Here is a 23,203-nt window from a genome sequence, read left to right on the forward strand (position 1 = left end):
CCCCGGACCGCGCCGGTCAGCGGGGTCCGCGCCCGAGAGTGCTCAGGTCCACATCGATGTCGAAGGGCGCGGGCGCCTTGAGGTGCTCCCGGTAGACCGTTGGCCTGGCATATCCCCCGGTGGGGGCGAGTTCGTGGACGAAGACCACGGCGTCCCGTCCGTCCTGCTGTACCAGCCAGAAGTAGGGGATTCCGGCGTCAGCGTAGATCTGTGGCTTGCGCTCACGGTCCCGTAGCTCCGACTCCGGGGACTCGACCACCAGCTCCACCGCCTCCGGTGGAAGCCACGTTCCGTCCAGGTCGCCTATGGCCTGTGGGTGCGTGACCACCAGATCCGGCTCGGGGCGCCGGCGCCGTCCGACGCGGACGGCCACCTCCCGGCGGACCGCGAGGTGTTCCGGTGCCGCTCGTACAGGGTTCGGCCCAGGAGGGGCAGTACGAAGGTGCGGGAGGACCTCTGGGGTGCCACGGGCACCAGGCTTCCGTGGATGGGTTCCGTATGCGGCGGAAGATCCGGGATGCGGTCCAGGTCGTCCGCCGTGAAACCTCCGAGGGGAGGCATCGGCAGGGAGTACCGGGGGTCGGTGGAGACCTGGCGTCCGGCCACGGGGAAAGCGGGCATGTCGCTGCCTCCGGCCTTTGGACCGTTCTCATCACCCGCGGTAGCGACTCCCGCCATCTCCGGCGGAGCTTTCCCGACCTCCCTACCCCTCACCGTCCGGGGAGATCCACAGGGCCTCGGCGGCCACCAGCCCCAGGGACTGGGAGCGCTCGGGGGAGTCCTCGTCGGCGCGCACGGTGATCTCCATGGACCCGGCGAAGGGCTGGCGTTCGACCACCTCCACCCGCATCCCGATCCCGATCCCGATGTCGTCCAGGTAGCGCAGCAGGTCGGGGTCGGTGTCGTTGACGCGCACGATCACCCCGCCGACGCCCTTGTCGGCCTCCGAGAGAAGGAGGGTCTCGCGCTGGACGATGTGCCCCTCCCGGGTGGGGATGGGGTCGCCGTGGGGGTCGACGACGGGGTCGCCCAGGTGGGTGGCGATGCGGTCGACGAACTTGTCCGAAACCACGTGTTCGAGGATTTCGGCCTCGTCGTGCACCTCGTCCCAGGAGTAGCCCAGCTCGGCCACCAGGTAGGTCTCCAGCAGCCGGTGGCGGCGCAGCACCGACAGGGCCGCCCTGGTTCCGGGCTCGGTGAGGTTGACCGCGCCGTAGCGCTGGTGTTCCACCAGGCCCAGGTCACTGAGTTTGCGGAGCATGCCCGACACCGAGGAGTTGGACACCGACAGGCGCTCGGCCATCCCGGAGATGGTCACCGGCCCGGTGCCGCGTTCCTGGAGGTCGTAGATGACCTTCACGTAGTCCTCAACCGACGTGGACGGTCGTGTCGGTGCGTTGTCCATGACCGTAACCGTATCGCGGACCGCTCACCAGGCACCATCCGCGCGGCGCGCCTGTGGACGGCGGGACCCCCGGGTTTGGCGTCGGGCGGTCCCTCTGGTCGAATCGAGGCGTGGAACAGCACAGTACACCCCATCCCCCTCGTACCCCCGACCGCCTGGACCGCTGGCGTTCCGTCACCGAACTGCCCCTGGTCGCGGCGGCGCTGGTGTTCGTCGGCGCCTACGCCTGGCCGGTCCTGGACCCCGACATCCCCTCCTACTGGCGCGACCTGTGCCAGGTGGTCATCACCGCCGTGTGGGTGGCCTTCGCCGCGGACTACGCCACACGCCTGTACCTGTCGCCCGACCGGTGGGCGTTCGTCCGGAAGAACGTCCTGGACCTGCTGATCGTGGTGCTGCCCGTGCTGCGCCCCCTCCACCTGGTCCGCCTGCTGACCGTCGTGTCGCTCCTGCACCGCCACATGACCGTGTCGCTGCGCGGCCACGTGCTGCTGTACACCGCCGTGATCACGTCCGTCATGCTGCTCATGGCCTCGCTGAGCATCCTGCGCGTGGAACAGCACGTTCCCGAGGCCAACATCACCACGTTCCCCGACGCGTTCTGGTGGTCGCTGGTGACGGTCTCCACCGTCGGCTACGGGGACCTGTACCCGGTCACCGGTTCGGGCAGGGTGATCGCCGCCTGCCTGTTCGTCGGGGGTATCGGCCTGCTCGGCGTCATCACCGGCACCCTGTCGAGCTGGTTGGTCCAGCGGGTGGAGGAGAAGGACGAGAGCCGTGAGCGGGCCGCGGAGGAGGAGCTCCGGGAGCAGCTGCGCGAGCTCACCGAGCAGGTGCGCGCCCTGCGCTCCGAACTGGACGGCTCCGTCCGCTCCCCGGAAACAGAGGTGCCCCGTCCGGTCTCGGAGGGTTAGGTTCGCGGGTATGAGCCACTCGCACCTCCCGCGCGGATCCTCCTTCTACGACCGCCCCCGGGTGGGAGAGCGCTACGCGCGGCGCCGCCACGGCGGCGTGCGCAGCCCCAACACCGTGATGGAGGAACCGGCCCTGTTGGGCGAGCTGGAGCCGGTCCAGGGACTGGAGGTGCTCGACCTGGGGTGCGGTGACGCCGACCTGGGCCGGACCCTGTTGCGGGCGGGGTGCGGCGGCTACCTGGGAGTGGACGGCTCCGCGGCGATGGTGGAGCGGGCCCGCGACCTGCTGCGCGGCACCGGCGGCGGTGTGGTGCGCGCGTACATGGAGGAGTTCGCCTCCGTGCCGGAGCGTTTCGACCTGGAGGTGTCCCGGACGGCCCTGCACTACGTGGAGGACCTCACCGCCCTGCTGGGGTCGGTGCGCCGTTGGCTGCGCCCGGGCGGGCGCGTGGTGTTCACCGTCCCGCACCCGGTACTGACCTGCCATGACGCCTCCACCGGCCGTCCCCGGCAGGACTGGGTGGTGGACGCCTACTTCGTTCCCGGGCCCCGCGAGCGGAAGTGGATGGGCGAAACGGTGACGTGGCACCACCGCACCGTGGAGGACCACGTCCGGGCGCTGCACGCCGCCGGGTTCCGTCTCACGGCTCTGCGCGAGTGCGCTCCCGACCCCGAGGCGTTCGGCGGGGACGAGGAGGAGTACGAGCGGCGCCGCCGGGTGCCGCTCTTCCTGCTGCTCGCCGGGGACTGACCGCCGTCGCGCGCTGGCCGCCCTCTTCGACGGGCTGCGACCGGTCGCCGGGTCCTGGGGCGGGGGCGCTCGGTGACGCCCGCGCCGGCCCCGGGGTCACGCCTGCCCGGGCGGGGTGAGGACGTCGGCTCCGCCGTCGGTGATGGCGATCGTGTGCTCGCTGTGCGCCGTCCGGCAGCCCGTCGCGCTGCGGAGCGTCCACCCGTCGGCGTCGGTGACGAGCTCGGCGGTGTCCGCCATGACCCACGGCTCCAGGGCGAGCAGCATCCCCGGGCGCAGTCGGTACCCGCGACCGGGCCGTCCGGTGTTGGCGACGTGCGGCTCCTGGTGCATCGTGGAGCCGATGCCGTGGCCTCCGTACTCGGTGTTGATCTGGTACCCCGCCTGGCTGAGGACCGTGCCGATGGCGTGGGAGACGTCCCCGACGCGGGCTCCGGGCCGGGCCGCGGCGATGCCCGCGCTCAGCGCGCGCTCGGTCGCGTCGATCATCGCCACGCTCTCCGGGGGCCGTGCGCCGCCCACGAGGAAGCTGACGGCGGAGTCCGCGGCGACCCCTCCCAGGGAGACGGCGAGGTCGAGCGTCAGCAGGTCGCCGTCGGCGAGTGTGCGGTCGTGGGGGCGCCCGTGGAGCACGGCGTCGTTGACGGCCGTGCAGATGTGGTGGCCGAACGGCCCGCGGCCGAAGGGCGGCGCGTAGTCGACGTAGCAGGACTGCGCCCCGGCCTCGGTGATCATGTCCCGGGCCCACCGGTCGATGTCCAGGAGGTTCGTGCCGACCGCGGCACGGCCCCTCAGCGTCTGCAGGATGTGCGCGACCAGGGCCCCCGTCTTCTTGGCGCGGGGCAGTGTGGCGGCGTCCAGGATCTCGATCATGCGGCGCCTTCCTCAGGTTGCCAATAACTATACCGGCCATACTAGGCCGCCCCTGGGGTCGTCGGGCCCCGCCGCGTCGCCGCTGAGGCTTCCCGTGGGATCGAGGGCCGCCCGCCGGTCCGGTGCTCAGGCGACGGGTGTTCCCTGGTGGTGGTAGAGGCGCCACCGCCCGTCCGCGCCCAGGCGCCACAGCGAGCTGCGCAGGGCGCGGACGCCGTCCACCTCGGTGGCGTAGGCCAGGTGCACCAGCCCCGGGGCCGGCATCCGGCCCACCATGTCGCGGACCCGCACGCGGGGGCCCTCCTGCGGCCCGGGCCCGTCCATGGTCGGCAGCGCGGCCAGGATCGACTCCCGGTCCCACCGGCGGCCCGACTTGCCGATCTCGGTGAACTCGGGGTCCAACAGCTCCCCCGCGAGCCGGCGCGAGGCGCGCACCCGGGGGTCCAGCAGCCGCAGCTCCCCCTCGATCGCCTGGCGTACCGCCTCGTCCGCGTTCTGGGACATCCCCTTGCTCCCTGTCTGGTCTCGTCCGAAGAGAGTGCACCGATTGTTAACGTGTGCCCGGTTCCGGTCCCCCCGGTGCCTCACTAGCCTGTGGGGGTTTCGTCCACCCCCGCATCCCCTAGGAGACACCTATGGCGAAGGACCACGGCCTCTCCCGGCGCGGCGTCCTCGGCGGGCTGAGCGCCGCGAGCGCCCTCGCCCTGGCGGGCTGGCCCGGCACGGCCGCCGCCTCTTCCTCCCGCGACGCCCTCATCACCGTCATGGGCACGTCCGACCTGCACGGATACTGCCTGAACTGGGACTACTTCAAGAACGCCGAGTACCAGGACTCCCAGGGCAACCACATCGGCATCGCCAAGGCCGCCAGCCTCATCAAGCAGGTCCGCGCCGAGCGCGGCGCCAACAACACCCTGCTCTTCGACTCCGGCGACACCATCCAGGGCGCCCCGCTGGCCACCTACTACAACACCGTCGAGCCCATCACCGAGACCGGGCAGACCCACCCGATGGCGCGGGCGATGAACGCCGTCGGATACGACGCCGTGGCCCTGGGCAACCACGAGTTCAACTACGGCACGGAACTCCTGGACACCTGGATCGACCAGATGGACGCCCCCGTCCTGGCCGCCAACGCCGTCCACCACGGCACCGACGACCCCGCCTACCGCCCCTACGTGCTCAAGCGCATGCGGGTGGACTGCGGTGACAAGCGCGGCACCCAGCCCCTGGTGGTCGGCGTGCTGGGGCTGACCAACCCCGGGTCCATCATCTGGGACCGCCACCACGTCGAGGGCAGGCTGGAGTTCCGCGACCTGGTGGAGACCGCACGCCGCTGGGTGCCGATCATGCGCCGCAAGGGCGCCGACCTGGTCATCGTCAGCGCCCACTCCGGCGACAGCGGCACCTCCTCCTACGGCGACGACATCCCGGTGGAGAACGCCTCGGCCACGGTCGCCGAGGAGGTGCCCGGCATCGACGCGATCCTGTTCGGGCACTCCCACCGCGAGGTCCCCGAGCGCTTCGTCACCAACAAGGTCACCGGTGAGCAGGTCCTGATGACCATGCCCTCCTACTGGGGGCGGCGGCTGTCGGTCATGGACCTGGCGCTGCGCCGGGAGAGGGGCCGCTGGCGGGTCGTCTCCAAGAGCGCGGTCACCCTCAACAGCAACACCGTGGAGGAGGACCCCGAGATCGTGGAGGTCATCGCCGACCAGCACGCCACGACGGTGGAGTACGTCAACCAGGTGGTGGCGACCTCGGTGGAGGAGCTGAGCGCGGCCGAGGCCTGCTGGCGCGACACCGCGATCCTGGACTACATCCAGCACGTGCAGATCCAGACGGTCAAGGCGGCGCTGCGGGGCACCGCCGAGGCGGACCTGCCGGTGCTGTCGATCGCGGCTCCGTTCAGCCGCTCGGCGGTCTTCCCCGCCGGGGAGGTCTCGGTCCGCGACATCGCAGGGCTCTACATCTACGACAACACGCTGCTGGCCAGCGTGCTCACCGGAGCCCAGCTGCGCGAGTACCTGGAGTACAGCGCGCGCTACTTCCACCAGGTGCCCGCCACGGGCGCGGTGGCCCCGGCCGACCTGACCAACGCCAACGGCACCCCCGACTACAACTTCGACCAGGTCGCGGGCCTGGAGTACGACATCGACGTGTCCCGGCCGGTCGGCGAGCGGATCTCCTCGCTGCGCCACGGGGGCGGTGAGGTCGCCGACGACCAGCGGTTCGTGCTCGCGGTGAACAACTACCGCCAGTCGGGCGGCGGCGGGTTCCCGCACATCACCGGCGCCCCGGTGGTCTACAACGAGCAGGTCGAGGTCCGCCAGGCGCTGATCAACCACGCCACGGCCACCGGCACCATCGACCCGGCCGACTTCCACGTCGTCAACTGGCGCCTGGTCCGCGGCGGCGAGCCCGTCTTCGAGTAGGAACCAGCGGTGCGACGGCCCCGTTCCCGGCCCCTCCGGTGCCGGGAACGGGGCCCCGCTGGCGCGCACCCCAGCGGGTCGTCGGGGGCCGCAGGTGGTCCAGGTCCCCCTCCGCGACCGGGTAGGGCCGCTCGGCGGGCAGCAGCCGGGCCGCCGCGTCGGTGTCGCCCGCCCGGACCGGGGCGTGTACCCGGCGGGCCAGGGGCGTGACGTCGGTGACGGAGACGATCCACGTGTCGGGGAAGCGCCCGTCCCGGGCCGCGGGCAGCCCGAGGGCGGGGGCGTAGGCCTGGTAGACGGTGACCGCGGTGTCGGTGTAGCGCGCGCGGATCTGGTGGCGGGGGAGGTCCATGGGGCCCAGCGTGGTGGCCCCGCCCCGGGCACGGCAAACGGTTTTTCCCGCCGTCGGCCCTCAGCGGCCCCGGGCGGGGACGGCGGCCTTGAGCAGCATCTCCTCGTACTCCTCCTCGGGGTCGGAGTCCAGGACGACGGCGCCGCCCGCGCCGATGGTCAGCTCGCCGTCGGCCAGCACGGCCGTGCGGATGACGATGTTGAGGTCGGCCGTGCCGGAGGAGGACACATAGCCCAGCGCCCCGGAGTAGACGCCGCGCGCCGAGGACTCCAGCCGGTCCAGGATCCGCATGGTGCGCTCCTTGGGGGCGCCGGTCATCGAACCGCCGGGGAAGCAGGCGCGAACCGCCGCCAGGGCCGACACCTCCGGGCGCAGGCGGCCGCGCACGGTGGAGACCAGCTGGTGCACGGTGGCGTAGGACTCGGTGTACATGAACGCGGGCACCTCGACGCTGCCGACCTCGCACACCCGGCCCAGGTCGTTGCGGAGCAGGTCCACGATCATGAGGTTCTCTGCGCGGGTCTTGGCACCGGTGCGCAGCTCCTCGGCCGCGCGCGCGTCGGCGGCCGGGTCGGGGCGGCGCGGCGCGGTCCCCTTGATGGGGCGGCTCTCGGCCGTGCGGTCGGCGGCCACGCGCAGGAACCGCTCGGGTGAGGCGCTGAGCACGCTCATCGGGCCCAGGCGTAGCAGGGCGGCGTAGGGCGCGGGGCTGGCGGCGCGCATCCGACGGTAGGTGTCCAGGTCAGAGCCGGTGTGGGGCAGGCGCAGGCGGTTGGTCAGGCAGATCTCGTAGCTCTCCCCCGCCGTGAGCTGGGCCAGGCACTCCTTGACGTCGTCGACATAGCCCTCGTGCCCGCGTTCCAGGGCGCGGGCCAGGTCGGCGGCGGGCGCGGCGGGGGCGGGCGGGTCCAGGGGGGCCAGGTCGGCGAGGGCGCCCGCGGTGCGCTCCAGCCAGGCGTCGCCGTCGGAGTCCTCGTCGGCGCACACCGCGTAGGTGCGCCCCTGGTGGTGGTCCACGGCCACGAAGCGGTCGCAGCGCAGCCACACGGCGTCGGGGTGGGGCGAGGTGTGGGCCCGGTCGGCGCCGCAGTCGGCCTTGAGCTCGTAGCCGAGGTAGCCGACGTAGCCGCCGTTGAAGTCGAAGGGCAGTCCGGAGGGCGCGGGGCGGGGGACCCGGCGGTCCAGGGCGTCGAAGACGCTGCCCGGCTCGGTGCTCTCGGTGCCGTCCGCGGCGCGGACGCGGACGGCACCGCCGACCCGGTAGGTGAGGATCTCGCCGGTGGCGGCGCCGAGGAAGGAGAAGCGGGCGGGCCCCTCGGGGCGGGAGCTGTCCAGCCAGAACGCGTACTCGGCCCCGCCGTACAGACGGGCGAAGGCGGCCTCGGTGTCCACCGCCACCGGTAGGACGCGGGTGCGCGGTCGGGGGGTGCGCGCGGCGGGCGGGGCGGGCTCGCGTACGGGGCCCGCGGTCGCGGTCGGCGTGCCGGAGCGGTCCCGGGCCAGGTCCAGGAAGGCGGTGACCAGTTCGGCGCCGTACTCGCTGGCCACCGACTCGGGGTGGAACTGCACGCCCCACCGGGGCAGGTCGCGGTGTTCCAGGCCCATGACGACGCCGTCCTCGGCCCAGGCGGTCGCCCTCAGCGGCGCGGGCAGGGGTTCGGGGACGGCCAGGGAGTGGTAGCGCACGGCGGTGAAGTCCTGGGGCAGGCCCCGGAACAGGCCCGTGCCGGTGTGCCGGATCCGGGTCAGGTGGCCGTGGCGCGGCTGGGGGGCGGAGAGCACGTCCGCGCCCGCCAGGTGGGCGATGGCCTGGTGTCCCAGGCACACCCCCAGGACGGGCAGGCGGGTGCGGTCCAGGAGTTCGGGGAGGCGGCCCAGGTCGCGCGGGTTCTGGGGACGGCCCGGGCCGGGCGAGACGACCACGGCCCCGATCCCGGCGGGGTCGAGGGTGTCCCAGTCGGGGTCGTCGTGGGTGAGCACCACGGGGGGCTGGCCGTGGACGCGCGCCAGGAGTTGGAAGAGGTTGTATGTATACGAATCGTGGTTGTCCACGAGGAGGACGCGCATTCCACCCCTTTCGTCCGGATCGCGACACTCCAGGTTACGGCGATTCCGGGCGGGGTGTTCGTCCACAGGTGCGAAGAATCCTGGAGAAGGGCTCCCGTTGCGGGTACACAGGGGAGTAGGAAGAGCGGTCCCCCACTAGGAGCGCGAAATGGGCTACGTGATGGCCACGGTCATGATCCTCATCATGGTGTCGCTGGGAGTCTTCGTCGTCGTCACGATCGCGTCCGTGGGCGGCGCGGTCCGCAGCGAGCGCCAGCGCTCCGCCACCGACTCCCCCGAGCGGCGGGGCGTGGACGCGGCGCAGGAGGAGCTGCGGATCAGATACGCGCGCGGCGAGATCGACCGTGAGGAGTTCCTCCAGCGCAAGATCGACCTGGAACCCTGAGGTCCCGGCCGTCCCCACCGCGGCTGAGCACCAGGTCAACGCCGCGGTCCGCCCGGCGGCCCCGGGAAGTGAGCGAAGAACTCCTCAGAGCCTGACGCCCCGGGTACGCCCAAGGCGTGGGGCGCCTACGGGCGGCCCGCACCGCGGTGCCTAGGGTGGGAGCCCCAGCGGGCCCTGAACAGAAGGCGGGTGGCGATGGCCCCGGTCGTGGAGTCGGTCAGCAGCAGCGGCGAGCACACCTTCAGCAAACCCGCGCGGTCGCGGATCCGCCTGTTGGCCGGGCTGGGGGTGGAGGGGGACGCCCACCAGGGCCGGACGGTCAAGCACCGCTCGCGCGTGGCGGTCGATCCCAGCCAGCCCAACCTGCGCCAGGTGCACCTGATCCACGCCGAACTGCTGGAGGAGGTGGCGCTGGCCGGGTTCTCGGTGCGGCCGGGGCAGATGGGTGAGAACATCACCACGCGCGGACTGGACCTGTTGGGGTTGTCCCGTGGCACCGTGTTGGGTTTCGGCCAGGCACGCGTGGAGGTCACCGGGCTGCGCAATCCCTGCGCGCAGATCGACGGGTTCTCCCCGGGGCTGCTCAAGCAGACGGTGTACCGCGACGGGGAGGGCGCGTTGGTGCGGCGGGCCGGGATCATGGGCGTCGTGCTGGAGGGCGGTGTCGTCGAGCCCGGGATGACGGTCGGTGTGTACGAGCCGGAAGGGCCGCACGTGCCCCTGGAGAAGGTCTGATCCCACCGGGTCGGCGGCGCACGCGGGAACGACGGCGGCCGCACACGGCCCCTGCCGTGTGCGGCCGCCGGAGCGCGCCCCCTATTTGCCCCCAGGAGCTCGCAATGCGGGCCCCTGGGGAGTGAGAAAGCGGCGCTGGGCTGGCTACCCCTGCATCTCCTCCAGGGTCTTGCCCTTGGTCTCCCTGACGAAGCGCCACACGAAGAAGAAGGACAGTAGCGCGAAGAACGCGTACAGCACGTAGGTGCCGCTCAGGCTCCAGTCCCGCAGGCTCGGGAAGCTCACCGTGATCAGCCAGTTGGTCAGCCACTGGGTCGCGGTGGCCACGGCCATCGCGGCGGCGCGGATGCGCAGCGGGAACATCTCCCCCAGCAGCACCCACACGACCACACCCCAGGACAGGGCGAAGAAGAGCACGAACAGGCTGGCCGCGGTCAGCGCCACCGCGCCCCACACGAAGGGCAGCGACACCTCCTCGCCCTGGACCACCGCGTGGCTGAAGGCATAGGAGGCCAGTGCCAGCGCCACCGTCATTCCCGCCGAGCCCACCAGCAGCAGTGGCTTGCGGCCCACCCGGTCCACCAGCAGGATCGCCACGAACGTACCCACGATGTTGACGATGGAGGTGAACAGGCTCAGCAGCAGCGAGTCGGACTCGGCCACGCCCACCGACTGCCACAGCGAACTGGAGTAGTAGAAGATGACGTTGATCCCGACCAGCTGCTGGAACGCCGAGATGGCCATACCGATCCACACGATCGGCAGCAGGCCGTAGCGCCCGGTCAGGTCGCTCAGCTTGGGCCGCATCTCCGTGCCCAGCGCCTCACGGATCTCCCCGATGCGGTGGTCCACCCGCTCGGTGCTGCCGCCCTCCACCTCGGCCAGGATGCGGCGGGCCCGGGCCATCTGCCCCACGCGTACCAGGTAGCGGGGGGACTCGGGGATGAGCAGGCTCAGCCCCACGTAGAGCAGGGCGGGCAGGACCTCCACGCCCAGCATCCACTGCCAGGCCTGGATCGGTCCCAGCTGGTTGCTGGCGCTGCCGTCGGCGATCTGGGCGATGCCGTAGTTGACCAGCTGGGAGGTGGCGATGCCCAGCACGATCGCGAGCTGTTGCAGCGAGGCCAGGCGGCCCCGGTAGGAGGCCGGGGAGACCTCGGCGATGTAGGTGGGGGCGATCACCGAGGCCAGGCCGATGGCCGCACCGCCCAGGACCCGCCACAGGGTCAGGTCCCACACCGAGAAGGGCAGGGCCGACCCGATGGCGCTGAGGGCGAAGAGGAAACCGGCGATCTGCATGACCCGGATGCGGCCGAGCCGGTCGGCCAGGGTGCCCGCGGTCGCGGCACCCACCACGCAGCCCAGGAGCGCGGAGGCGACGATGAAGCCGAGCGTGGCCGGACCCACCTCGAACCGCTCCCGGATGGCCGGTACCGCACCGTTGATGACGGCGCTGTCGTAACCGAAGAGGAAGCCCCCCATCGCCGCGGCCATGGCGATCATGGTCACGTGGACGATGTTGGCTTCCCCCTCGGGGGCCTGTCCGACCCCGAACTGTCTGGCTCCGCTCACATCCGCTTCCTTCCCCCGTATACAGTCGTCGCTCACTTAGCGTGAAACACGTCAAAGGGGCATGCTCGCAGACAAAACGCCCAAAGGACAAAAGATGTCCACTGCTTGGTGTAGACCACGTGCACTCCCCCGCCGTGGGGAACCGTCCCGGTGCCCACGCCGTACCGCTGCCCGACCCGCGCGCCCGCACACGTACCATCGGGGCGAGCCCGCGACGGTCCACGACGGAAAGGGTGCACCCTTGACTCTGCTCTTCGACCTGTTCGGCGTCATCGCCCGCCACCAGTCCGAGGAGGGCAAGGACCTGCTGGTGCGCACGGCGGGCGTGCCCGCCCCCGCCTTCTGGGAGGCCTACTGGGCCCGGCGCCACCCCTACGACCGCGCGGACGTGACCGCGGCCCGGTACTGGGCGCAGGTGGCCGACGACCTGGGCACGAGCTTCGACCAGGAGCGGACCGCCGCGCTCGTGGCGGCCGACGTCGCCAGCTGGAGCGCCGTGGACGAGACCATGGTCGCCCTGGTCGGGGAGCTCGCGGACTCCGGTCGGCGCCTGGGGCTGCTCTCCAACATCCCCGAGGAGCTGGCCGCGCACTACGAGGCGCACCACCCCTGGCTCGACCGCTTCGACGTCCTGGCCTTCTCCTGCCGCATCCGGCGGGCCAAGCCCGAGCCGGAGGCCTACCTCTGGTGCCGGGAGGCCCTGGGAGTGGGGGCCGACCGCGTTCTCTTCGTCGACGACCGGGCCGGCAACGTCGAGGGCGCCCGGTCCGTGGGGATGCGCGGCCACGTGTTCACCGGTGTGGACGAACTGCGCCGTGAGCTCGTGCGCGGGGACGCCGCCGCCCGGGGGTGAGCGTCCGACCACCTTGTGTACCGTCCGAACGCCGCGGCGCAAACACCGGCCCCGTACAAGACTTGGGCCGCGTTTTTGGCTGCTTCCACCGCTGCGCGCTTCCCGGCCGGGGCTTCAGGATCGTCACCGTGACCACATTCCTTCCCCTGGCCGAGAAGGCCCTTCGCCGTGAGACGCCCACCCGCGAGGAACTCCTGCAGGTCCTGCGCAGCTCCGACGAGGAGCTGATGGACCTGGTCGCCGCCGCCTTTCGGGTCCGGCTGCGCTACTTCGAGCGACGCGTCAAGCTCAACTACCTGGTGAACGTCAAGAGCGGTCTGTGCCCGGAGGACTGCTTCTACTGCTCCCAGCGCCTGGGGTCGGAAGCGGAGATCGTCAAGTACACCTGGCTCAAACCCGAGCAGACCCGCGAGGCCGCCTCCCACGGGGTCCGTGCGGGAGCCACCCGGGTCTGCCTGGTGGCCAGCGGGCGCGGTCCCACCGACCGCGACGTGGCACGCCTGGCCCCGGCCATCGAGGGCATCAAGGCCGAGTACCCGGGTGTGGAGGTGTGCGCGTGCCTGGGCCTGCTCTCCGATGGCCAGGCCGACCGGCTGCGCGAGGCCGGGGCCGACGCCTACAACCACAACCTCAACACCTCCGAGGAGCGCTACGCCGACATCTGCACCACGCACGAGTTCGCCGACCGGGTGAGCACCGTGGAGCAGGCCAAGCACGCCGGGCTCTCGCCCTGCTCGGGGCTGATCGCGGGAATGCGCGAGAGCGACGACGACCTCGTCGACGCCCTGTTCGCGCTGCGCGAGCTGGAGCCGGACTCGGTGCCGGTCAACTTCCTCATGCCCTTCGAGGGCACCCCGCTGGAGGGCACCTGGGAGCTGACCCCGCAGCGGTGCCTGCGCATCCTGGCCGCCGCCCGCTTCGTCTTCCCCGACGTGGAGGTGCGCCTGGCGGGCGGACGGGAGATCCACCTGCGCTCCCTGCAGCCGCTGGCGCTGCACATCGCCAACTCGATCTTCCTGGGGGACTACCTCACCAGTGAGGGGCAGGAGGGCCGGGCGGACCTGGAGATGATCGCCGACGCCGGGTTCACCGTGCAGGGCGCGGGCGAGCCCACCCTGCCCGGCGAGCGCCACGACCTGCTCAGGACCCGCCAGCGGGGCGCGGGCACCGCCCTTCCGCCCAACGCCTGACCCGGGGGCCGGGCCCTCCGGGGACCCTGGGAGGGCCCGGCGGTCTTCAGGGGCGGGGCTGCTCGCCGCCGCTCCAGATCGGGACCTGCTGGTAGTGCTGGGCCGCCTCCGCGGCCAGAGCGTCCTCCTGGCGGTCGCGCACGCACTTGGCGAGGGTGAACGTGGAGGTGATCACGTACAGCAGGCCCATGCCGAGGAAGGCTCGGATCCACAGGTCGACGGGGAGGAAGACGATGCCGGCGCCCACCCCGACCGAGGCCGCTCCGAAGGACAGGGCGGACTGCAGGAAGAACTGGGGTGTGGAGCGGGGCTGGGGGGTGTAGGTGTTCATGGGTCCATGGTGTCGACTCCCCCGCCGCCGCGCCTGAGTACGGCTACTCATCGGCGCCCGGGGAGTCAGACGGGCTCCATCGGCCGGTCGGGCCGGAAGGGCTCCAGGTCCGTCCCGGGGTCCTCCCCCATCGCCAGGCGGGCCGCGACCAGGCCCTGGAAGGGGCCGAAGGTCAGCCCCTCACCGCCCAGGCCGGTGGCCACCACCACCCCGGGCAGCCGTTCCAGGGGCCCCAGCAGCTGCTGCCCGTCGTGGGTGACCGGCCGCAGGCCCACCCGCGTCTCCACCACCGTGGCCTCGGCGAGTCCGGGCAGCACCTCCAGCGCGGTGGAGAGGTTGTGCAGCATCCCCGAGGCGGTCACCCGGCGGTCGAACCCGGCCTCGGGCTCCCAGGTGCCGCCGGTGGCGACCCGGTCCGGGCCGAAGGCGCACACGTGGTACCCGCGCTCGCCGAAGCGCACCACCGGCCAGGAGCGGGTGTCCTGCCCGGGCAGTGCGAAGTGGGTCGTCTGCCCGCGTGCGGGGCGCACGCGCAGGTCCACCCCGGCCACCGCGAGCAGTTCGGCCGACCACGCGCCCGCCGCCACCACGACCACGGGCGCCTCCAGGTCCTCGGCGCCCACCCGCACGCCCGTCACCCGGTGCCCGTTCCACAGCAGGTGGGCCCGGCCCTTGAAGTAGCGCAGCCCCCGCTCCTCGGCCGCGTTGAACAGCGCTGCCCGCGCCACCGCGCCGTTGACGCGGGCCATGCCCTCCACGAACACCCCGCCGTAGGACTCGGGTACCAGGGGGAAGCGCTCGCGCGGCTCCCCGGGGGCCAGCCGCTCCACCCGGCCCATGGTGGCGAGCTCCGGGCGCTCGGAGAGGTTGCGTACCAGGTCGAACCCGGCGTCGTCCCCCTCCAGGTCCACGGACATGCCCCCGACCACCTCGTAGCCGGTGGCCTGGCCGTCCTCGGCCAGCTCGGCCATGAGCCGCGGGTAGTGCTCGGCGGCTCGGGCCTTGAAGTCCCACACCGGCCGGGCGTCCCACGGAAACGGCCACGGGAAGACCACCCCCAGCCCCGCGGCCGTGGCCTGACCCGTGTGCGCGGTGTCCACGAGCGCGGTGGACACGCCCCTGCGGGCCAGGTGGAACGCCGCACTCGTCCCCACGATTCCGCCGCCGACAACGATCACGTCCATGGCACCACCCTGCCGGTCCCCCTCCTCGCGAACAAGCCGAACGGTCCGCGTGCCGCGGTCCGGGAGCGGGTATGGGTGCGCCGTCGTCACCCCGCACCGCACACCTGGAGGACGCGTACGTGGACGGATACACCTACCGCGGGGTCGCCCTGATGCGCCGCCCCGGCCCCGACCTGGCCCGGGGCATCGTCACCCACATCCCCCGCACCGCGGTGGACCCGGTCCTGGCCGCGCGCCAGTACACGATCTACCAGGAGGCCGTGGCCTCGGCCGGGTGGCGGGTGCGTGAGGTGGAGGCGGCGCCCGAGCACCCCGACGCGGTGTTCGTGGAGGACACCGTGGTGGTGTGCGCGGACCTGGCCGTGCTGACCCGCCCCGGCGCCGGGGCGCGCCGCGGTGAGGTGGCGGGGGTCGAGCCGGCGGTGCGCGCGCTGGGGCTGCGGGTGGCGCGGGTGGAGGCCCCCGGGACCCTGGACGGCGGCGACGTGCTCCAGGTGGGCTCCACCGTCTACGTGGGGGTGGGCGGGCGCACCAACGCCGAGGGGGCCGCGCAGTTCGAACGGCTGCTCAAACCGCTGGGCCGCGAGGTCGTCCGGGTGCGCCTGGAGGGGGCGCTGCACCTGAAGTCGGCCGTGACCGCGCTTCCCGACGGCACGCTCGTGGGCCTGCCCGACCTGGTGGGGGCCGACGTCCTGCCGCCGGTGCGGCGCGCGGCGGAGGAGCCGGGGGCGCACGTGCTGCCGCTGGGCGGGCGCGACGTGCTGGTCAGCGCGGCGGCGCACGAGACCATCCACCAGCTGACCGCCGACGACTGGCGGGTGCTGCCGGTGGACATCTCCGAGTTCGAGAGGCTGGAGGCGTGCGTGACCTGCCTGAGCGTGCTGGTCCCGGACCGCACCGCCGCGCCCTGAGCGGGTCCGGCACGGGCGGCTCCCGGGACCGAGCGGCAGGAGGCGGGGCGCCGACGACCGTGCCGGGTACTAGTCGGGCCGGGCGAAGCGCCGCGCCGCCAGCAGCAGGCACAGCGCGCCGAAGGCGCCCAGGACCGCCAGCTCCTCCTCCAGTGAGGGGCGCAGCCCGGCCACCCGCAGGCTTCCGAACAGGGAGTCCGGGACGGCGGGCAGGTACCCGGTGAGGATGCGCCGGGCCGCGTCCACCGCGTGGGTCAGCGGGTTGAGCGCCGTGGGCCCGGCCAGCCAGGCGGGGAGGCGGTCCAGGGGGAAGAAGGCCCCGGACAGGAACACCAGGGGGCCCATGAGCAGGCCGGTCGCGGCCTGGAAGGCCTGGAGGCTGGGCAGGAACACCGCCAGCAGCGCCCCCAGGCAGGTCATCGCGAACGAGGCCAGGGCCAGCACCGCCACGAGCGCGGCGAACAGCACGGGGTCGTAGGGCACTCCCGCCACGCCGGAGAAGGCCAGCAGGGCCGCTCCGTGGCAGGTGGCGATGGTGGTACCGGAGAGCACCTTGCCCAGGAGCAGGGACTCGCGGCGCACGGGTGCCACGAGCATCTCGCGCAGGAAGCCGAACTCGCGGTCCCACAGGATCGAGGCGCCCGAGGCGAAGGCCGGGGCCTGGGTCGCCATCACCAGCACGCCGGGGAAGAGGAAGGTCACGTAGCCCACGCCCGCCCCGTCGTCGGGCACCACCGTGCCCAGTCCCACGCCCAGGGCGGCCAGCAGCAGCAGCGGTTGCAGCAGGCCGAGCACCAGGCGCGTGCGCTCGCGCAGGAAGGCGGTGGTCTCGCGCCGCCACACCGCGGCCACCGCGCGCGCCTCGGTGTCCAGGCGTGTTGCCACGGTCGTGCTCACGTGCGGGCCTCCGTGCGCAGTTCCCGTCCCGTGTAGTGCAGGAACACGTCGTCCAGACTCGGTTGGGACAGGGTCGCCGAGCTGACCGCGCCGCCGAGGGCGGTCACGAGCTCGGGCAGCAGGCGGGCGCCGTCGGCGGCCCGCACGACGAGGGCGCCGTCCAGGACCGTCGGATGCAGTCCGAGGGTGCGGGTGAGGCGTTCGGCGGCGCGGGCGGGGTCGTCGGTCACCAGTAGGACGCGGTCGTCACCCACCCGCGAGCGCAGTTCTGCGGGGCTGCCCAGGGCCACTACCCGGCCGCGGTCGACGATGGCCAGCCGGTCGCAGTGGTCGGCCTCGGCCAGGTGGTGGGTGGTCAGCAGCACCGTGGCCCCGCACTCGTGGCGCATGCGGTGCACGTGGTCCCACATCTCGACGCGGCTGTGCGGGTCCAATCCGGCGGTGGGCTCGTCCAGGAACAGCACCTGGGGCCGGTGCAGCAGGCCCCGGGCGATCTCCAGACGGCGCCGCATGCCCCCCGAGAGGGTGCGCACCAGGCTGCGCCGCCGGTCGGCCAGGTCGGCCAGGTCCAGCATCGCGCCGACGCGCGGGCGCACCTGTGCGCGCGGCACGCCGTACAGGGCGGCGTGGACGCGCAGGTTCTCCTCGACGGTGAGCTTGCCGTCCAGGGTGGACTCCTGGAACACCACGCCGATCGAGCGCCGCACGGCGGCCGGGGCGGTGTAGACGTCGTGCCCGGCCACCCACAGGCTTCCGGAGGTGGGCCGGGTCAGCGCGCACAGCATGGCGACGGTGGTGGACTTGCCCGCCCCGTTGGGGCCCAGGAGGCCGAAGAGCTCCCCCGGGGGTACCAGCAGGTCGAGTCCGCGGACGGCCTCCACACCGGGGTAGGTCTTGACCAGGCCCTCGGCCCGGATCGCCGGAGGGCGCGGGGGTGCGCTCCGGGCGCCTTCGGGGAACGTCGCTCCGAGCGGGGTCTCGGCGCGGATTCCTGGTTTCACTGCACACCTCATAGCGACACAACGCCCAGAACCTAACGGGCAGGGTAGAACCACCCGCCAAGGAAACCGTCTCTCGCGCGCCTTCGGGGACCAAGCGCACAATAAAGCTACCCTACGTAGCTTTCCAATGACAAAAAGTCGTTGATAAGGAGAGAGGGCCATGCCCACAACGGAGACACCCCGCGACGCCGGAACGCTCGACACCACCGCCCTGGCCTACCTGGACGGCGAAGCGGCTCAGACGGGAACGGACGGGGCCTCCTGCGTCTCGACGTGCACGTGGTTTCTGACCCTGACCTGCGACGCGTCCACACTGCAGGTGTGACCGCACCGCGCCCCGGGACGGCCGACCGTCCCGGCCGTCCCCCGAAGGTGAAGGAGACAGGGTGACCGACCAGGACGACGCGGGAGTGTGCACACCCGAACAGCGGGAGCGGATCCGCCGGGCGGGGCGCTTCGTCGCCGACCGCGGCCCCTGGACGGACGTCCTGCCGCCCGACCTCGACCTCCCGCCCCAGGGATGGAAGATCCACGTGTCCGCCCGCCCCGAGACGCTGGCGCCCACGGCCGAACGCGTCCTGCCCCTGCTGCTGCGCACACCGTGCCGCTTCAAGTTCGCGCGGACCGCGCGGGTCATGCGCGAACTCAACTCCTCGACCAACCGCCCCGGCGGCGTGGGCAAGGCCGTCACCGTCTACCCGCGCCCCGGGGACTTTCCCGCCCTGGCCGAGAAGCTGGCCGCCGAACTCGTGGGCATGGAGGGGCCCCGCAGCCCCAGCGACCGCCGCCTGCGTCCCGACGCCCCCGTCCACTACCGCTACGCCCCCTTCTCCCCGCTCTACGGCGACAACGGCCAGGGCGACTTCCACCTGGTGGTCCGCGACACCTGGGGCCGTGAGCACCCGGGCGCGGCCACCGGACGCTACACCGCCCCCGCCTGGCTCCCCGACCCCTTCACCGGAGAGATGGTCCGCCACGCCCCGGCGCACCCCGCGGCGGCCGTGCTGCTGGGCGGGCGCTACCTCGTCCCCGGCGTGCCCCGGGTCCTGGACCACTTCCGGCACGGGTCCGACGAGTTCCTCGTCACCGACCGGGTCGGCCCGCGCGACCTGGGCGCGCTGGCCCGCGGGCTGCTGCGGGTGCTCGACGCGGTCCACGAACGCGGGGTCCTGGTTCGCGACCTGGGCCCCAGCAACGTCGTCCTGGCCGAGGACGGAACCCCCTGCCTGGTGGACTTCGAGATCAGCCACCTGGACGGGCACCGTCCGCACGGGTGGACGCCCGGCTACTCCTCACCCGAACAGGAACGCGGCGAACCCGCCCGCGCCGAGGACGACCTGTACTCGCTGGGCGCCACCCTGCTGTATGCGGTCACCGGCATCGACCCGCCCGCGCGCTCCACCCGGGGCGTGCCCGACGACGGGCGCGCCCGCACCGTCCTGGCGGCGCTGGGCACGGCGGCACCCCCGAGGCCCGGGCCGTCCCCGGCCTGCTCTCCCCCGGCCCCGCGCACCGCCGGGAGGCCGCCCGCCAGCTACGCGAGGGCCTGACCCCTCCCGGCTGCCGGGCCGACCCCCGCTACACGGTCGGCCCCGCCGACCTGCCCGGCCTGGTGGCCGGGGCGCTGGCCCAGACCCACGGCGTGGCCCGCGCCCTGCCCACTGACGGCGGCCTGACCCCCGTCGGCCTGCCCAGCCCCGTCAACCAGTACCGGGGAGCGGCGGGCGTGGGCATGGAACTGCTGCGCCACCAGGACCCGGACTCGCGCACACTGGACCAGCGGCTTCCTCACCCTGCGCACCTTCGCGCCCGGTTTGCAGATGGGCGAGGCGGGCACCGCCTTGTTCCTGGCCGAGGCCGCCCGGGAGCTGGACGAACCGGTGCTCGGTGAGACGGTCCGCCCCCTGGCGCGCACGGCCCCGGAGCTGGTGGAGGGCACCGACCACACCGGCGGACTGGCCGGGATCGGGGAGTTCCTGCTGGACGCGGCCGAGTACACCGGACAGGAGGACTACCGCGACGCGGCCCTGGAGGCGGCCGGAATGCTCCTGGTGCGCTCGGACGGGACCCCCGAGGCGCCCGTGTACCTGGACCACACCCGTGAGCCCGGAGGGGGTGGCCTGCGGCGCGGCCGGGGTCCTGGCCTTCCTGCGCAGGCTGCACCGGGGCGGGGGACGGGACTGGTTGGGCGACGACCTGCTGCCCCCGCCCGCACGGGCGACGCCGGCGGCGCCCTGAGGACGGGCGCTGTTACGGTGTTCTCCGCAACCGCAGAGCCGTGGGCCCCGCCGCCGGGGCGTTCGGCGACGACCCCCGAGGAGAGACGATGAACGCGGTCACCCTGGTGCGCAGCCAGTTCCTGGCCCCCACGGTGGAGTACGCCTACGCCGCGACCGCCCCGGCCCGGGGGCACGTGGTGTGGACCGCGGGAGCCTGTCCGCTCGACGCCGAGGGCGCCACCGTCGCCCCGGGCGACCTCATCGCCCAGGCCGAGCAGGTGATGCGCAACCTGCGTACCGCCCTGGCCGAGGCCGGCGCCGGACTGGCCGACATCGTCAAGACCACCGTGTACGTGGCCACCACCCGCCAGGAGGACCTGGTGGCGGCGTGGAAGGTGGTCCGCGACCACATGGGCGGCCACGACGCCCCCAGCACCCTGCTCGGCGTAACCGTGCTCGGCTACCCGGACCAACTGGTGGAGGTGGAGGCGGTCGCCGTCACCTCCGGCGTCTGACCGTCCCCCGCCGCGGCGCGGTGTGCGGCCACCCGGGCCCGGGTGGCGCAGCGGCGCGGACAGTACCGGCGCGGGCTGCCGCTGCCGCAGTCCACGAACGCCCGCGCGCACCCGTGCGCCGCGCACAGTCCGCCCGGGGGGCGCTGGCGGTCGGTGAGCAGCAGCGCCAGCACCAGGCACGAGGAGGCCAGGAACCACTCGTCCAGCGGTGCGTCGTCGTGGGAGTCCACGTGCACGTGCCAGTGGGTGGTACCGCCGTGGTCGGTCAGCCGGGGCGGCCGGGTCTCGGCCAGCAGGCGGTTGACCAGCTCGGCGGCACCGTCGGTGTCCTCCGCGGCCAACACAGCGCGGACGCGGTGGGCTGCTCCGCGCATCCGCTCGACGTCGGCCCCGGTGACGGGCTCCCTCTCCCCGTGGGCGCGCGGCACCCGGGCCACGTCCGCCGGGCCGGTGCCCTCCTCGGCCAGGACGTTGAGCAGGTCGGTGGTGCGCGCGGCCACGGCGCGCACCGAGCGCCCGGCGATCGCGTGGGAGGTCGACATGGCAGACCAGCCTACGGTCGGGCCGGCACCGGCTCCAGCGGGGCGGTCCCGCCCCGCTCCCCCGCGCGCCGTTCGGTGGCGTCGATGTAGGCGAGCAGGGTCTGGCGGGAGCGGACGAGGGTGTCGATGTGCGCGTCGATCCCGCTCAGGCGTCCCCGCAGGGTGAGCAGGAGCTCGTCGCAGGGTTCCAGCTCGGGGGTCGTGCCGGTGGCGCAGGGCAGCAGGTACGCGATCTCCTGGGTGGAGAGCCCGGCCGCGAGCAGTTGCCTGATCTGTGCCACCGTCAGGACCGCGTCCTCGTCGTACTCGCGGTAGCCGTTGGCACCGCGACGCGGTTCGAGCAGCCCCTGGGCCTCGTAGTAGCGCAACTGGTGTGCGCGGACCCCGGTCCGCCGGCACAGTTCCCCGATCCGCACGGCACTCCCCCTTGACCTTCACACCGATATGAGGGTTGAGGATTCTGCCATGACCCACCACCACGTATCCACGGAGTTTCCGGTGTCAGACCGACCCCCCGGCCCCGCACCCGTGACGGTGATCGGCCTCGGGCTGATGGGCCGGGCACTGGCCTCGGCCTTCCTCGGCGCGGGCCACCCCACGACCGTGTGGAACCGCACGGCGGCCAGGGCGGAGGAACTGTCCGCCCGGGGCGCGAAACCCGCCGGCTCGGCCGAGGAGGCCGTGGCCGCCAGCCCGCTCGTGGTCGTCTGTGTCTCGGACCACGACGCCGTGCACGCGATCCTCGACCCACTGGACGCGCGGACCCTGCGCGACCGCGTCCTGGTGAACCTGTCCTCGGGGACCTCGGCGCAGGCCCGCGCGAACGCCGTGTGGGCGCGGGAGCGAGGCACCGTTCTCCTCGACGGCGCGATCATGGCCGCCCCGGCGGATATGGGAACGGCGCGGGCCGCCCTCCTCTACAGCGGACCGCGCCCGGCCTTCGACCTGCACGCACCGGCCCTGGCAAGCCTCGGCGCGGGGACCCACCTCGGTGAGGACCACGGCCTGTCGTCGTTGTACGAGGTGGCCGTGATGGGAATGATGTGGGGCATGCTCAACTCCTTCCTGCACGGCGCCGCGCTGCTGCGCGCGGCGGGTGTGGAGGCCGCGGCGTTCCCCCCGGTCGTGCGCGGGGGGATCGCGACCGTGGCCGAGTGGCTGCCCGACTTCGCGCGGCAGGTCGACGACGGCTCCTACCCCGCCCCCGACGCCACCGTGGGCACCCACCTGGCCGCGATGGAGCACCTGGTCGACGAGAGCGAGTCCCTCGGTGTGGACGCCGGGCTCCCCCGGTTCGTCCAGGGCCTCGCCGAACGGGCCGTGGCCGCCGGGCACGGCGGCAGCGGCTACGCGGCGCTGGTCGAGCTCTTCCGCGCCCCCTCGGAGGTGCGGTCGTGAACGGCGCCCCCTTCGACCCCCGGGCCCTGCTCGCGGACAGCCGCCTCGGTGTCCTGGCCACGATCAAGTCCGACGGACGGCCCCAGCTCTCCCCGGTCATGCCCTTCTACGACCGTGAGGCCGACGTCCTCTACGTGTCGATGACCGAGGGGCGGGCCAAGACGGCGAACCTGCGGCGCGACCCCCGGGCCGCGCTGGAGGTCACCAGCCCCGACGGCTGGTCGTGGGCCACCGCCGAGGGCACGGCGACCCTCACCGGGCCGGGGGCCGATCCCCACGGCCCCGAGGTCCAGGCGCTGGTGGACTACTACCGGGCCGCCGCCGGGGAGCACCCGGACTGGGACGAGTACCGGGCGGTGATGGTGTCCGACCGCAGGGTCCTCATGGCGATGGCGGTCGAGCACGTCTACGGCGCCAGGCTCCGCTGAGGGCGCGCACCGCGCCCGGAACGGGGAGCCGAAAGCCGGAGGGGCTTTCACCAGCCCGTGTAACGCCTCTTCTGAGTTGAGGCGTTACCCCGTAGCGTTCCGGGCGTGTCACGGCACGGCGGTTGGGGGCGGTACCTGGCGGGCGCGGCCAGCGCGCGCACGGGTGATGAGATGTCCGGTCCGGCCCTGCTGGCCGCGGCCCTGGCCCTGTACGCGACGGGGTTGGCCGCCCTCGCCCTGAGCGT

Annotated in this window: 27 protein-coding genes; 14 read left to right on the forward strand and 13 right to left on the reverse strand. The window is 73.1% G+C overall.

Annotated elements, in window-relative coordinates:
* Positions 1 to 16 precede the first annotated feature (16 nt).
* Positions 17 to 328 carry a Uma2 family endonuclease gene (locus tag FYW95_RS28955; RefSeq protein ID WP_370462422.1) on the reverse strand — a complete coding sequence of 104 codons (312 nt, stop codon included), beginning with the start codon at positions 326 to 328 and terminating at the stop codon, positions 17 to 19.
* A 375-nt stretch (positions 329 to 703) separates the two neighbouring features.
* Positions 704 to 1,405, reverse strand: coding sequence for a metal-dependent transcriptional regulator (locus tag FYW95_RS18220; protein WP_159944421.1), 702 nt, complete (start codon positions 1,403 to 1,405; stop codon positions 704 to 706).
* A 110-nt stretch (positions 1,406 to 1,515) separates the two neighbouring features.
* Between FYW95_RS18220 and FYW95_RS18225 the strand changes: the two genes are divergently transcribed.
* Together FYW95_RS18225 and FYW95_RS18230 are read left to right on the forward strand one after the other, a co-directional pair.
* On the forward strand, positions 1,516 to 2,319 hold the full coding sequence (locus FYW95_RS18225; protein ID WP_159944422.1) for a potassium channel family protein: 804 nt from the start codon (positions 1,516 to 1,518) through the stop codon (positions 2,317 to 2,319).
* A 10-nt stretch (positions 2,320 to 2,329) separates the two neighbouring features.
* Complete coding sequence (locus FYW95_RS18230; protein WP_160050588.1) at positions 2,330 to 3,070, forward strand: class I SAM-dependent methyltransferase; 741 nt, start codon at positions 2,330 to 2,332, stop codon at positions 3,068 to 3,070.
* Positions 3,071 to 3,166: 96 nt separating this feature from the next.
* On the opposite strand, the gene map is transcribed toward FYW95_RS18230, so the two are convergent.
* Together map and FYW95_RS18240 are read right to left on the reverse strand one after the other, a co-directional pair.
* Positions 3,167 to 3,943, reverse strand: a complete 777-nt coding sequence (gene map, locus FYW95_RS18235) for a type I methionyl aminopeptidase (protein WP_159944424.1) — start codon at positions 3,941 to 3,943, stop codon at positions 3,167 to 3,169.
* Between the two features lie 126 nt (positions 3,944 to 4,069).
* Positions 4,070 to 4,447 (reverse strand): nuclear transport factor 2 family protein, encoded by a 378-nt coding sequence (locus FYW95_RS18240; protein ID WP_159944425.1) that lies wholly within the window; start codon positions 4,445 to 4,447, stop codon positions 4,070 to 4,072.
* A gap of 131 nt (positions 4,448 to 4,578) precedes the next feature.
* Between FYW95_RS18240 and FYW95_RS18245 the strand changes: the two genes are divergently transcribed.
* Complete coding sequence (locus tag FYW95_RS18245; protein WP_159944426.1) at positions 4,579 to 6,378, forward strand: bifunctional metallophosphatase/5'-nucleotidase; 1,800 nt, start codon at positions 4,579 to 4,581, stop codon at positions 6,376 to 6,378.
* On the opposite strand, the gene FYW95_RS18250 is transcribed toward FYW95_RS18245, so the two are convergent.
* Together FYW95_RS18250 and pabB are read right to left on the reverse strand one after the other, a co-directional pair.
* Positions 6,335 to 6,730 (reverse strand): DUF4291 domain-containing protein, encoded by a 396-nt coding sequence (locus tag FYW95_RS18250; RefSeq protein ID WP_370462423.1) that lies wholly within the window; start codon positions 6,728 to 6,730, stop codon positions 6,335 to 6,337. The genes FYW95_RS18245 and FYW95_RS18250 overlap by 44 nt on opposite strands.
* Before the next feature lie 60 nt (positions 6,731 to 6,790).
* The gene (pabB, locus tag FYW95_RS18255; protein WP_159944427.1) at positions 6,791 to 8,797 is read right to left on the reverse strand and encodes an aminodeoxychorismate synthase component I; all 2,007 of its coding nucleotides are present in this window, start codon (positions 8,795 to 8,797) and stop codon (positions 6,791 to 6,793) included.
* Positions 8,798 to 8,945: 148 nt separating this feature from the next.
* On the opposite strand from pabB, the gene FYW95_RS18260 reads away from it, so the two are divergent.
* Both FYW95_RS18260 and FYW95_RS18265 read left to right on the forward strand, forming a co-directional pair.
* Positions 8,946 to 9,182 (forward strand): SHOCT domain-containing protein, encoded by a 237-nt coding sequence (locus FYW95_RS18260; protein WP_159944428.1) that lies wholly within the window; start codon positions 8,946 to 8,948, stop codon positions 9,180 to 9,182.
* 195 nt (positions 9,183 to 9,377) lie between these two features.
* Positions 9,378 to 9,917 (forward strand): MOSC domain-containing protein, encoded by a 540-nt coding sequence (locus tag FYW95_RS18265; RefSeq protein WP_159944501.1) that lies wholly within the window; start codon positions 9,378 to 9,380, stop codon positions 9,915 to 9,917.
* Positions 9,918 to 10,061: 144 nt separating this feature from the next.
* Here the strand turns inward: FYW95_RS18265 and FYW95_RS18270 are convergent, their stop codons facing one another.
* Positions 10,062 to 11,489, reverse strand: a complete 1,428-nt coding sequence (locus tag FYW95_RS18270; protein ID WP_159944429.1) for a sugar porter family MFS transporter — start codon at positions 11,487 to 11,489, stop codon at positions 10,062 to 10,064.
* 241 nt (positions 11,490 to 11,730) lie between these two features.
* Between FYW95_RS18270 and FYW95_RS18275 the strand changes: the two genes are divergently transcribed.
* Positions 11,731 to 12,342 carry an HAD family hydrolase gene (locus FYW95_RS18275; protein WP_159944430.1) on the forward strand — a complete coding sequence of 204 codons (612 nt, stop codon included), beginning with the start codon at positions 11,731 to 11,733 and terminating at the stop codon, positions 12,340 to 12,342.
* Positions 12,343 to 12,470: 128 nt separating this feature from the next.
* Positions 12,471 to 13,532 carry a biotin synthase BioB gene (gene bioB, locus FYW95_RS18280; RefSeq protein WP_159944431.1) on the forward strand — a complete coding sequence of 354 codons (1,062 nt, stop codon included), beginning with the start codon at positions 12,471 to 12,473 and terminating at the stop codon, positions 13,530 to 13,532.
* 46 nt (positions 13,533 to 13,578) lie between these two features.
* Here bioB and FYW95_RS18285 read toward each other — a convergent pair whose 3' ends face one another.
* Both FYW95_RS18285 and FYW95_RS18290 read right to left on the reverse strand, forming a co-directional pair.
* Complete coding sequence (locus FYW95_RS18285; RefSeq protein WP_159944432.1) at positions 13,579 to 13,863, reverse strand: YiaA/YiaB family inner membrane protein; 285 nt, start codon at positions 13,861 to 13,863, stop codon at positions 13,579 to 13,581.
* A 65-nt stretch (positions 13,864 to 13,928) separates the two neighbouring features.
* On the reverse strand, positions 13,929 to 15,047 hold the full coding sequence (locus FYW95_RS18290) for an NAD(P)/FAD-dependent oxidoreductase (protein ID WP_160050589.1): 1,119 nt from the start codon (positions 15,045 to 15,047) through the stop codon (positions 13,929 to 13,931).
* A gap of 119 nt (positions 15,048 to 15,166) precedes the next feature.
* On the opposite strand from FYW95_RS18290, the gene ddaH reads away from it, so the two are divergent.
* Positions 15,167 to 15,958 carry a dimethylargininase gene (gene ddaH, locus FYW95_RS18295; protein ID WP_159944434.1) on the forward strand — a complete coding sequence of 264 codons (792 nt, stop codon included), beginning with the start codon at positions 15,167 to 15,169 and terminating at the stop codon, positions 15,956 to 15,958.
* A gap of 69 nt (positions 15,959 to 16,027) precedes the next feature.
* Here the strand turns inward: ddaH and FYW95_RS18300 are convergent, their stop codons facing one another.
* Together FYW95_RS18300 and FYW95_RS18305 are read right to left on the reverse strand one after the other, a co-directional pair.
* Positions 16,028 to 16,855, reverse strand: a complete 828-nt coding sequence (locus FYW95_RS18300; protein WP_160050590.1) for an ABC transporter permease — start codon at positions 16,853 to 16,855, stop codon at positions 16,028 to 16,030.
* Positions 16,852 to 17,856, reverse strand: coding sequence for an ABC transporter ATP-binding protein (locus tag FYW95_RS18305; RefSeq protein WP_236572235.1), 1,005 nt, complete (start codon positions 17,854 to 17,856; stop codon positions 16,852 to 16,854). Before FYW95_RS18305 ends, FYW95_RS18300 begins: the two co-directional genes overlap by 4 nt.
* 160 nt (positions 17,857 to 18,016) lie before the next feature.
* Between FYW95_RS18305 and FYW95_RS18310 the strand changes: the two genes are divergently transcribed.
* The 4 genes from FYW95_RS18310 to FYW95_RS18325 all read left to right on the forward strand — a co-directional run bounded on the left by FYW95_RS18310 (position 18,017) and on the right by FYW95_RS18325 (position 20,590).
* A complete protein-coding gene (locus FYW95_RS18310; protein ID WP_159944437.1) occupies positions 18,017 to 18,181 on the forward strand; it encodes a hypothetical protein in 165 nt (54 codons plus the stop codon).
* A 61-nt stretch (positions 18,182 to 18,242) separates the two neighbouring features.
* Positions 18,243 to 19,406 (forward strand): class III lanthionine synthetase LanKC N-terminal domain-containing protein, encoded by a 1,164-nt coding sequence (locus FYW95_RS18315; RefSeq protein ID WP_159944438.1) that lies wholly within the window; start codon positions 18,243 to 18,245, stop codon positions 19,404 to 19,406.
* A 270-nt stretch (positions 19,407 to 19,676) separates the two neighbouring features.
* Positions 19,677 to 20,186, forward strand: a complete 510-nt coding sequence (locus tag FYW95_RS18320) for a glycoside hydrolase family protein (protein ID WP_159944440.1) — start codon at positions 19,677 to 19,679, stop codon at positions 20,184 to 20,186.
* On the forward strand, positions 20,183 to 20,590 hold the full coding sequence (locus FYW95_RS18325; protein ID WP_159944441.1) for a RidA family protein: 408 nt from the start codon (positions 20,183 to 20,185) through the stop codon (positions 20,588 to 20,590). The genes FYW95_RS18320 and FYW95_RS18325 overlap by 4 nt, the downstream gene beginning before the upstream one ends.
* On the opposite strand, the gene FYW95_RS18330 is transcribed toward FYW95_RS18325, so the two are convergent.
* On the reverse strand, positions 20,536 to 21,132 hold the full coding sequence (locus tag FYW95_RS18330) for a CGNR zinc finger domain-containing protein (protein ID WP_159944442.1): 597 nt from the start codon (positions 21,130 to 21,132) through the stop codon (positions 20,536 to 20,538). The two genes, FYW95_RS18325 and FYW95_RS18330, sit on opposite strands and share 55 nt — an antisense overlap.
* A gap of 11 nt (positions 21,133 to 21,143) precedes the next feature.
* Complete coding sequence (locus FYW95_RS18335) at positions 21,144 to 21,548, reverse strand: MerR family transcriptional regulator (protein ID WP_159944443.1); 405 nt, start codon at positions 21,546 to 21,548, stop codon at positions 21,144 to 21,146.
* A gap of 82 nt (positions 21,549 to 21,630) precedes the next feature.
* Between FYW95_RS18335 and FYW95_RS18340 the strand changes: the two genes are divergently transcribed.
* Both FYW95_RS18340 and FYW95_RS18345 read left to right on the forward strand, forming a co-directional pair.
* On the forward strand, positions 21,631 to 22,530 hold the full coding sequence (locus FYW95_RS18340) for an NAD(P)-dependent oxidoreductase (protein ID WP_236567978.1): 900 nt from the start codon (positions 21,631 to 21,633) through the stop codon (positions 22,528 to 22,530).
* Complete coding sequence (locus tag FYW95_RS18345) at positions 22,527 to 22,958, forward strand: PPOX class F420-dependent oxidoreductase (protein WP_159944445.1); 432 nt, start codon at positions 22,527 to 22,529, stop codon at positions 22,956 to 22,958. The genes FYW95_RS18340 and FYW95_RS18345 overlap by 4 nt, the downstream gene beginning before the upstream one ends.
* Positions 22,959 to 23,203: the final 245 nt, after the last annotated feature.

This window comes from Nocardiopsis sp. FR4 (genome assembly GCF_009830945.1).
In the GTDB taxonomy this organism is placed as follows: Bacteria; Actinomycetota; Actinomycetes; order Streptosporangiales; family Streptosporangiaceae; genus Nocardiopsis.

What these genes read in the sequence shown, in the direction of transcription:
- FYW95_RS18220 (WP_159944421.1), bottom strand. Translation starts at nt 1,405, where the DNA reads ATGGACAACGCACCGACACGACCGTCCACGTCGGTTGAGGACTACGTG.
- FYW95_RS18230 (WP_160050588.1), top strand. Translation starts at nt 2,330, where the DNA reads ATGAGCCACTCGCACCTCCCGCGCGGATCCTCCTTCTACGACCGCCCC.
- map (WP_159944424.1), bottom strand. Translation starts at nt 3,943, where the DNA reads ATGATCGAGATCCTGGACGCCGCCACACTGCCCCGCGCCAAGAAGACG.
- FYW95_RS18240 (WP_159944425.1), bottom strand. Translation starts at nt 4,447, where the DNA reads ATGTCCCAGAACGCGGACGAGGCGGTACGCCAGGCGATCGAGGGGGAG.
- FYW95_RS18245 (WP_159944426.1), top strand. Translation starts at nt 4,579, where the DNA reads ATGGCGAAGGACCACGGCCTCTCCCGGCGCGGCGTCCTCGGCGGGCTG.
- FYW95_RS18250 (WP_370462423.1), bottom strand. Translation starts at nt 6,730, where the DNA reads ATGGACCTCCCCCGCCACCAGATCCGCGCGCGCTACACCGACACCGCG.
- pabB (WP_159944427.1), bottom strand. Translation starts at nt 8,797, where the DNA reads ATGCGCGTCCTCCTCGTGGACAACCACGATTCGTATACATACAACCTC.
- FYW95_RS18260 (WP_159944428.1), top strand. Translation starts at nt 8,946, where the DNA reads ATGGGCTACGTGATGGCCACGGTCATGATCCTCATCATGGTGTCGCTG.
- FYW95_RS18265 (WP_159944501.1), top strand. Translation starts at nt 9,378, where the DNA reads ATGGCCCCGGTCGTGGAGTCGGTCAGCAGCAGCGGCGAGCACACCTTC.
- FYW95_RS18285 (WP_159944432.1), bottom strand. Translation starts at nt 13,863, where the DNA reads ATGAACACCTACACCCCCCAGCCCCGCTCCACACCCCAGTTCTTCCTG.
- FYW95_RS18290 (WP_160050589.1), bottom strand. Translation starts at nt 15,047, where the DNA reads ATGGACGTGATCGTTGTCGGCGGCGGAATCGTGGGGACGAGTGCGGCG.
- FYW95_RS18310 (WP_159944437.1), top strand. Translation starts at nt 18,017, where the DNA reads ATGCCCACAACGGAGACACCCCGCGACGCCGGAACGCTCGACACCACC.
- FYW95_RS18320 (WP_159944440.1), top strand. Translation starts at nt 19,677, where the DNA reads ATGGGCGAGGCGGGCACCGCCTTGTTCCTGGCCGAGGCCGCCCGGGAG.
- FYW95_RS18325 (WP_159944441.1), top strand. Translation starts at nt 20,183, where the DNA reads ATGAACGCGGTCACCCTGGTGCGCAGCCAGTTCCTGGCCCCCACGGTG.
- FYW95_RS18330 (WP_159944442.1), bottom strand. Translation starts at nt 21,132, where the DNA reads ATGTCGACCTCCCACGCGATCGCCGGGCGCTCGGTGCGCGCCGTGGCC.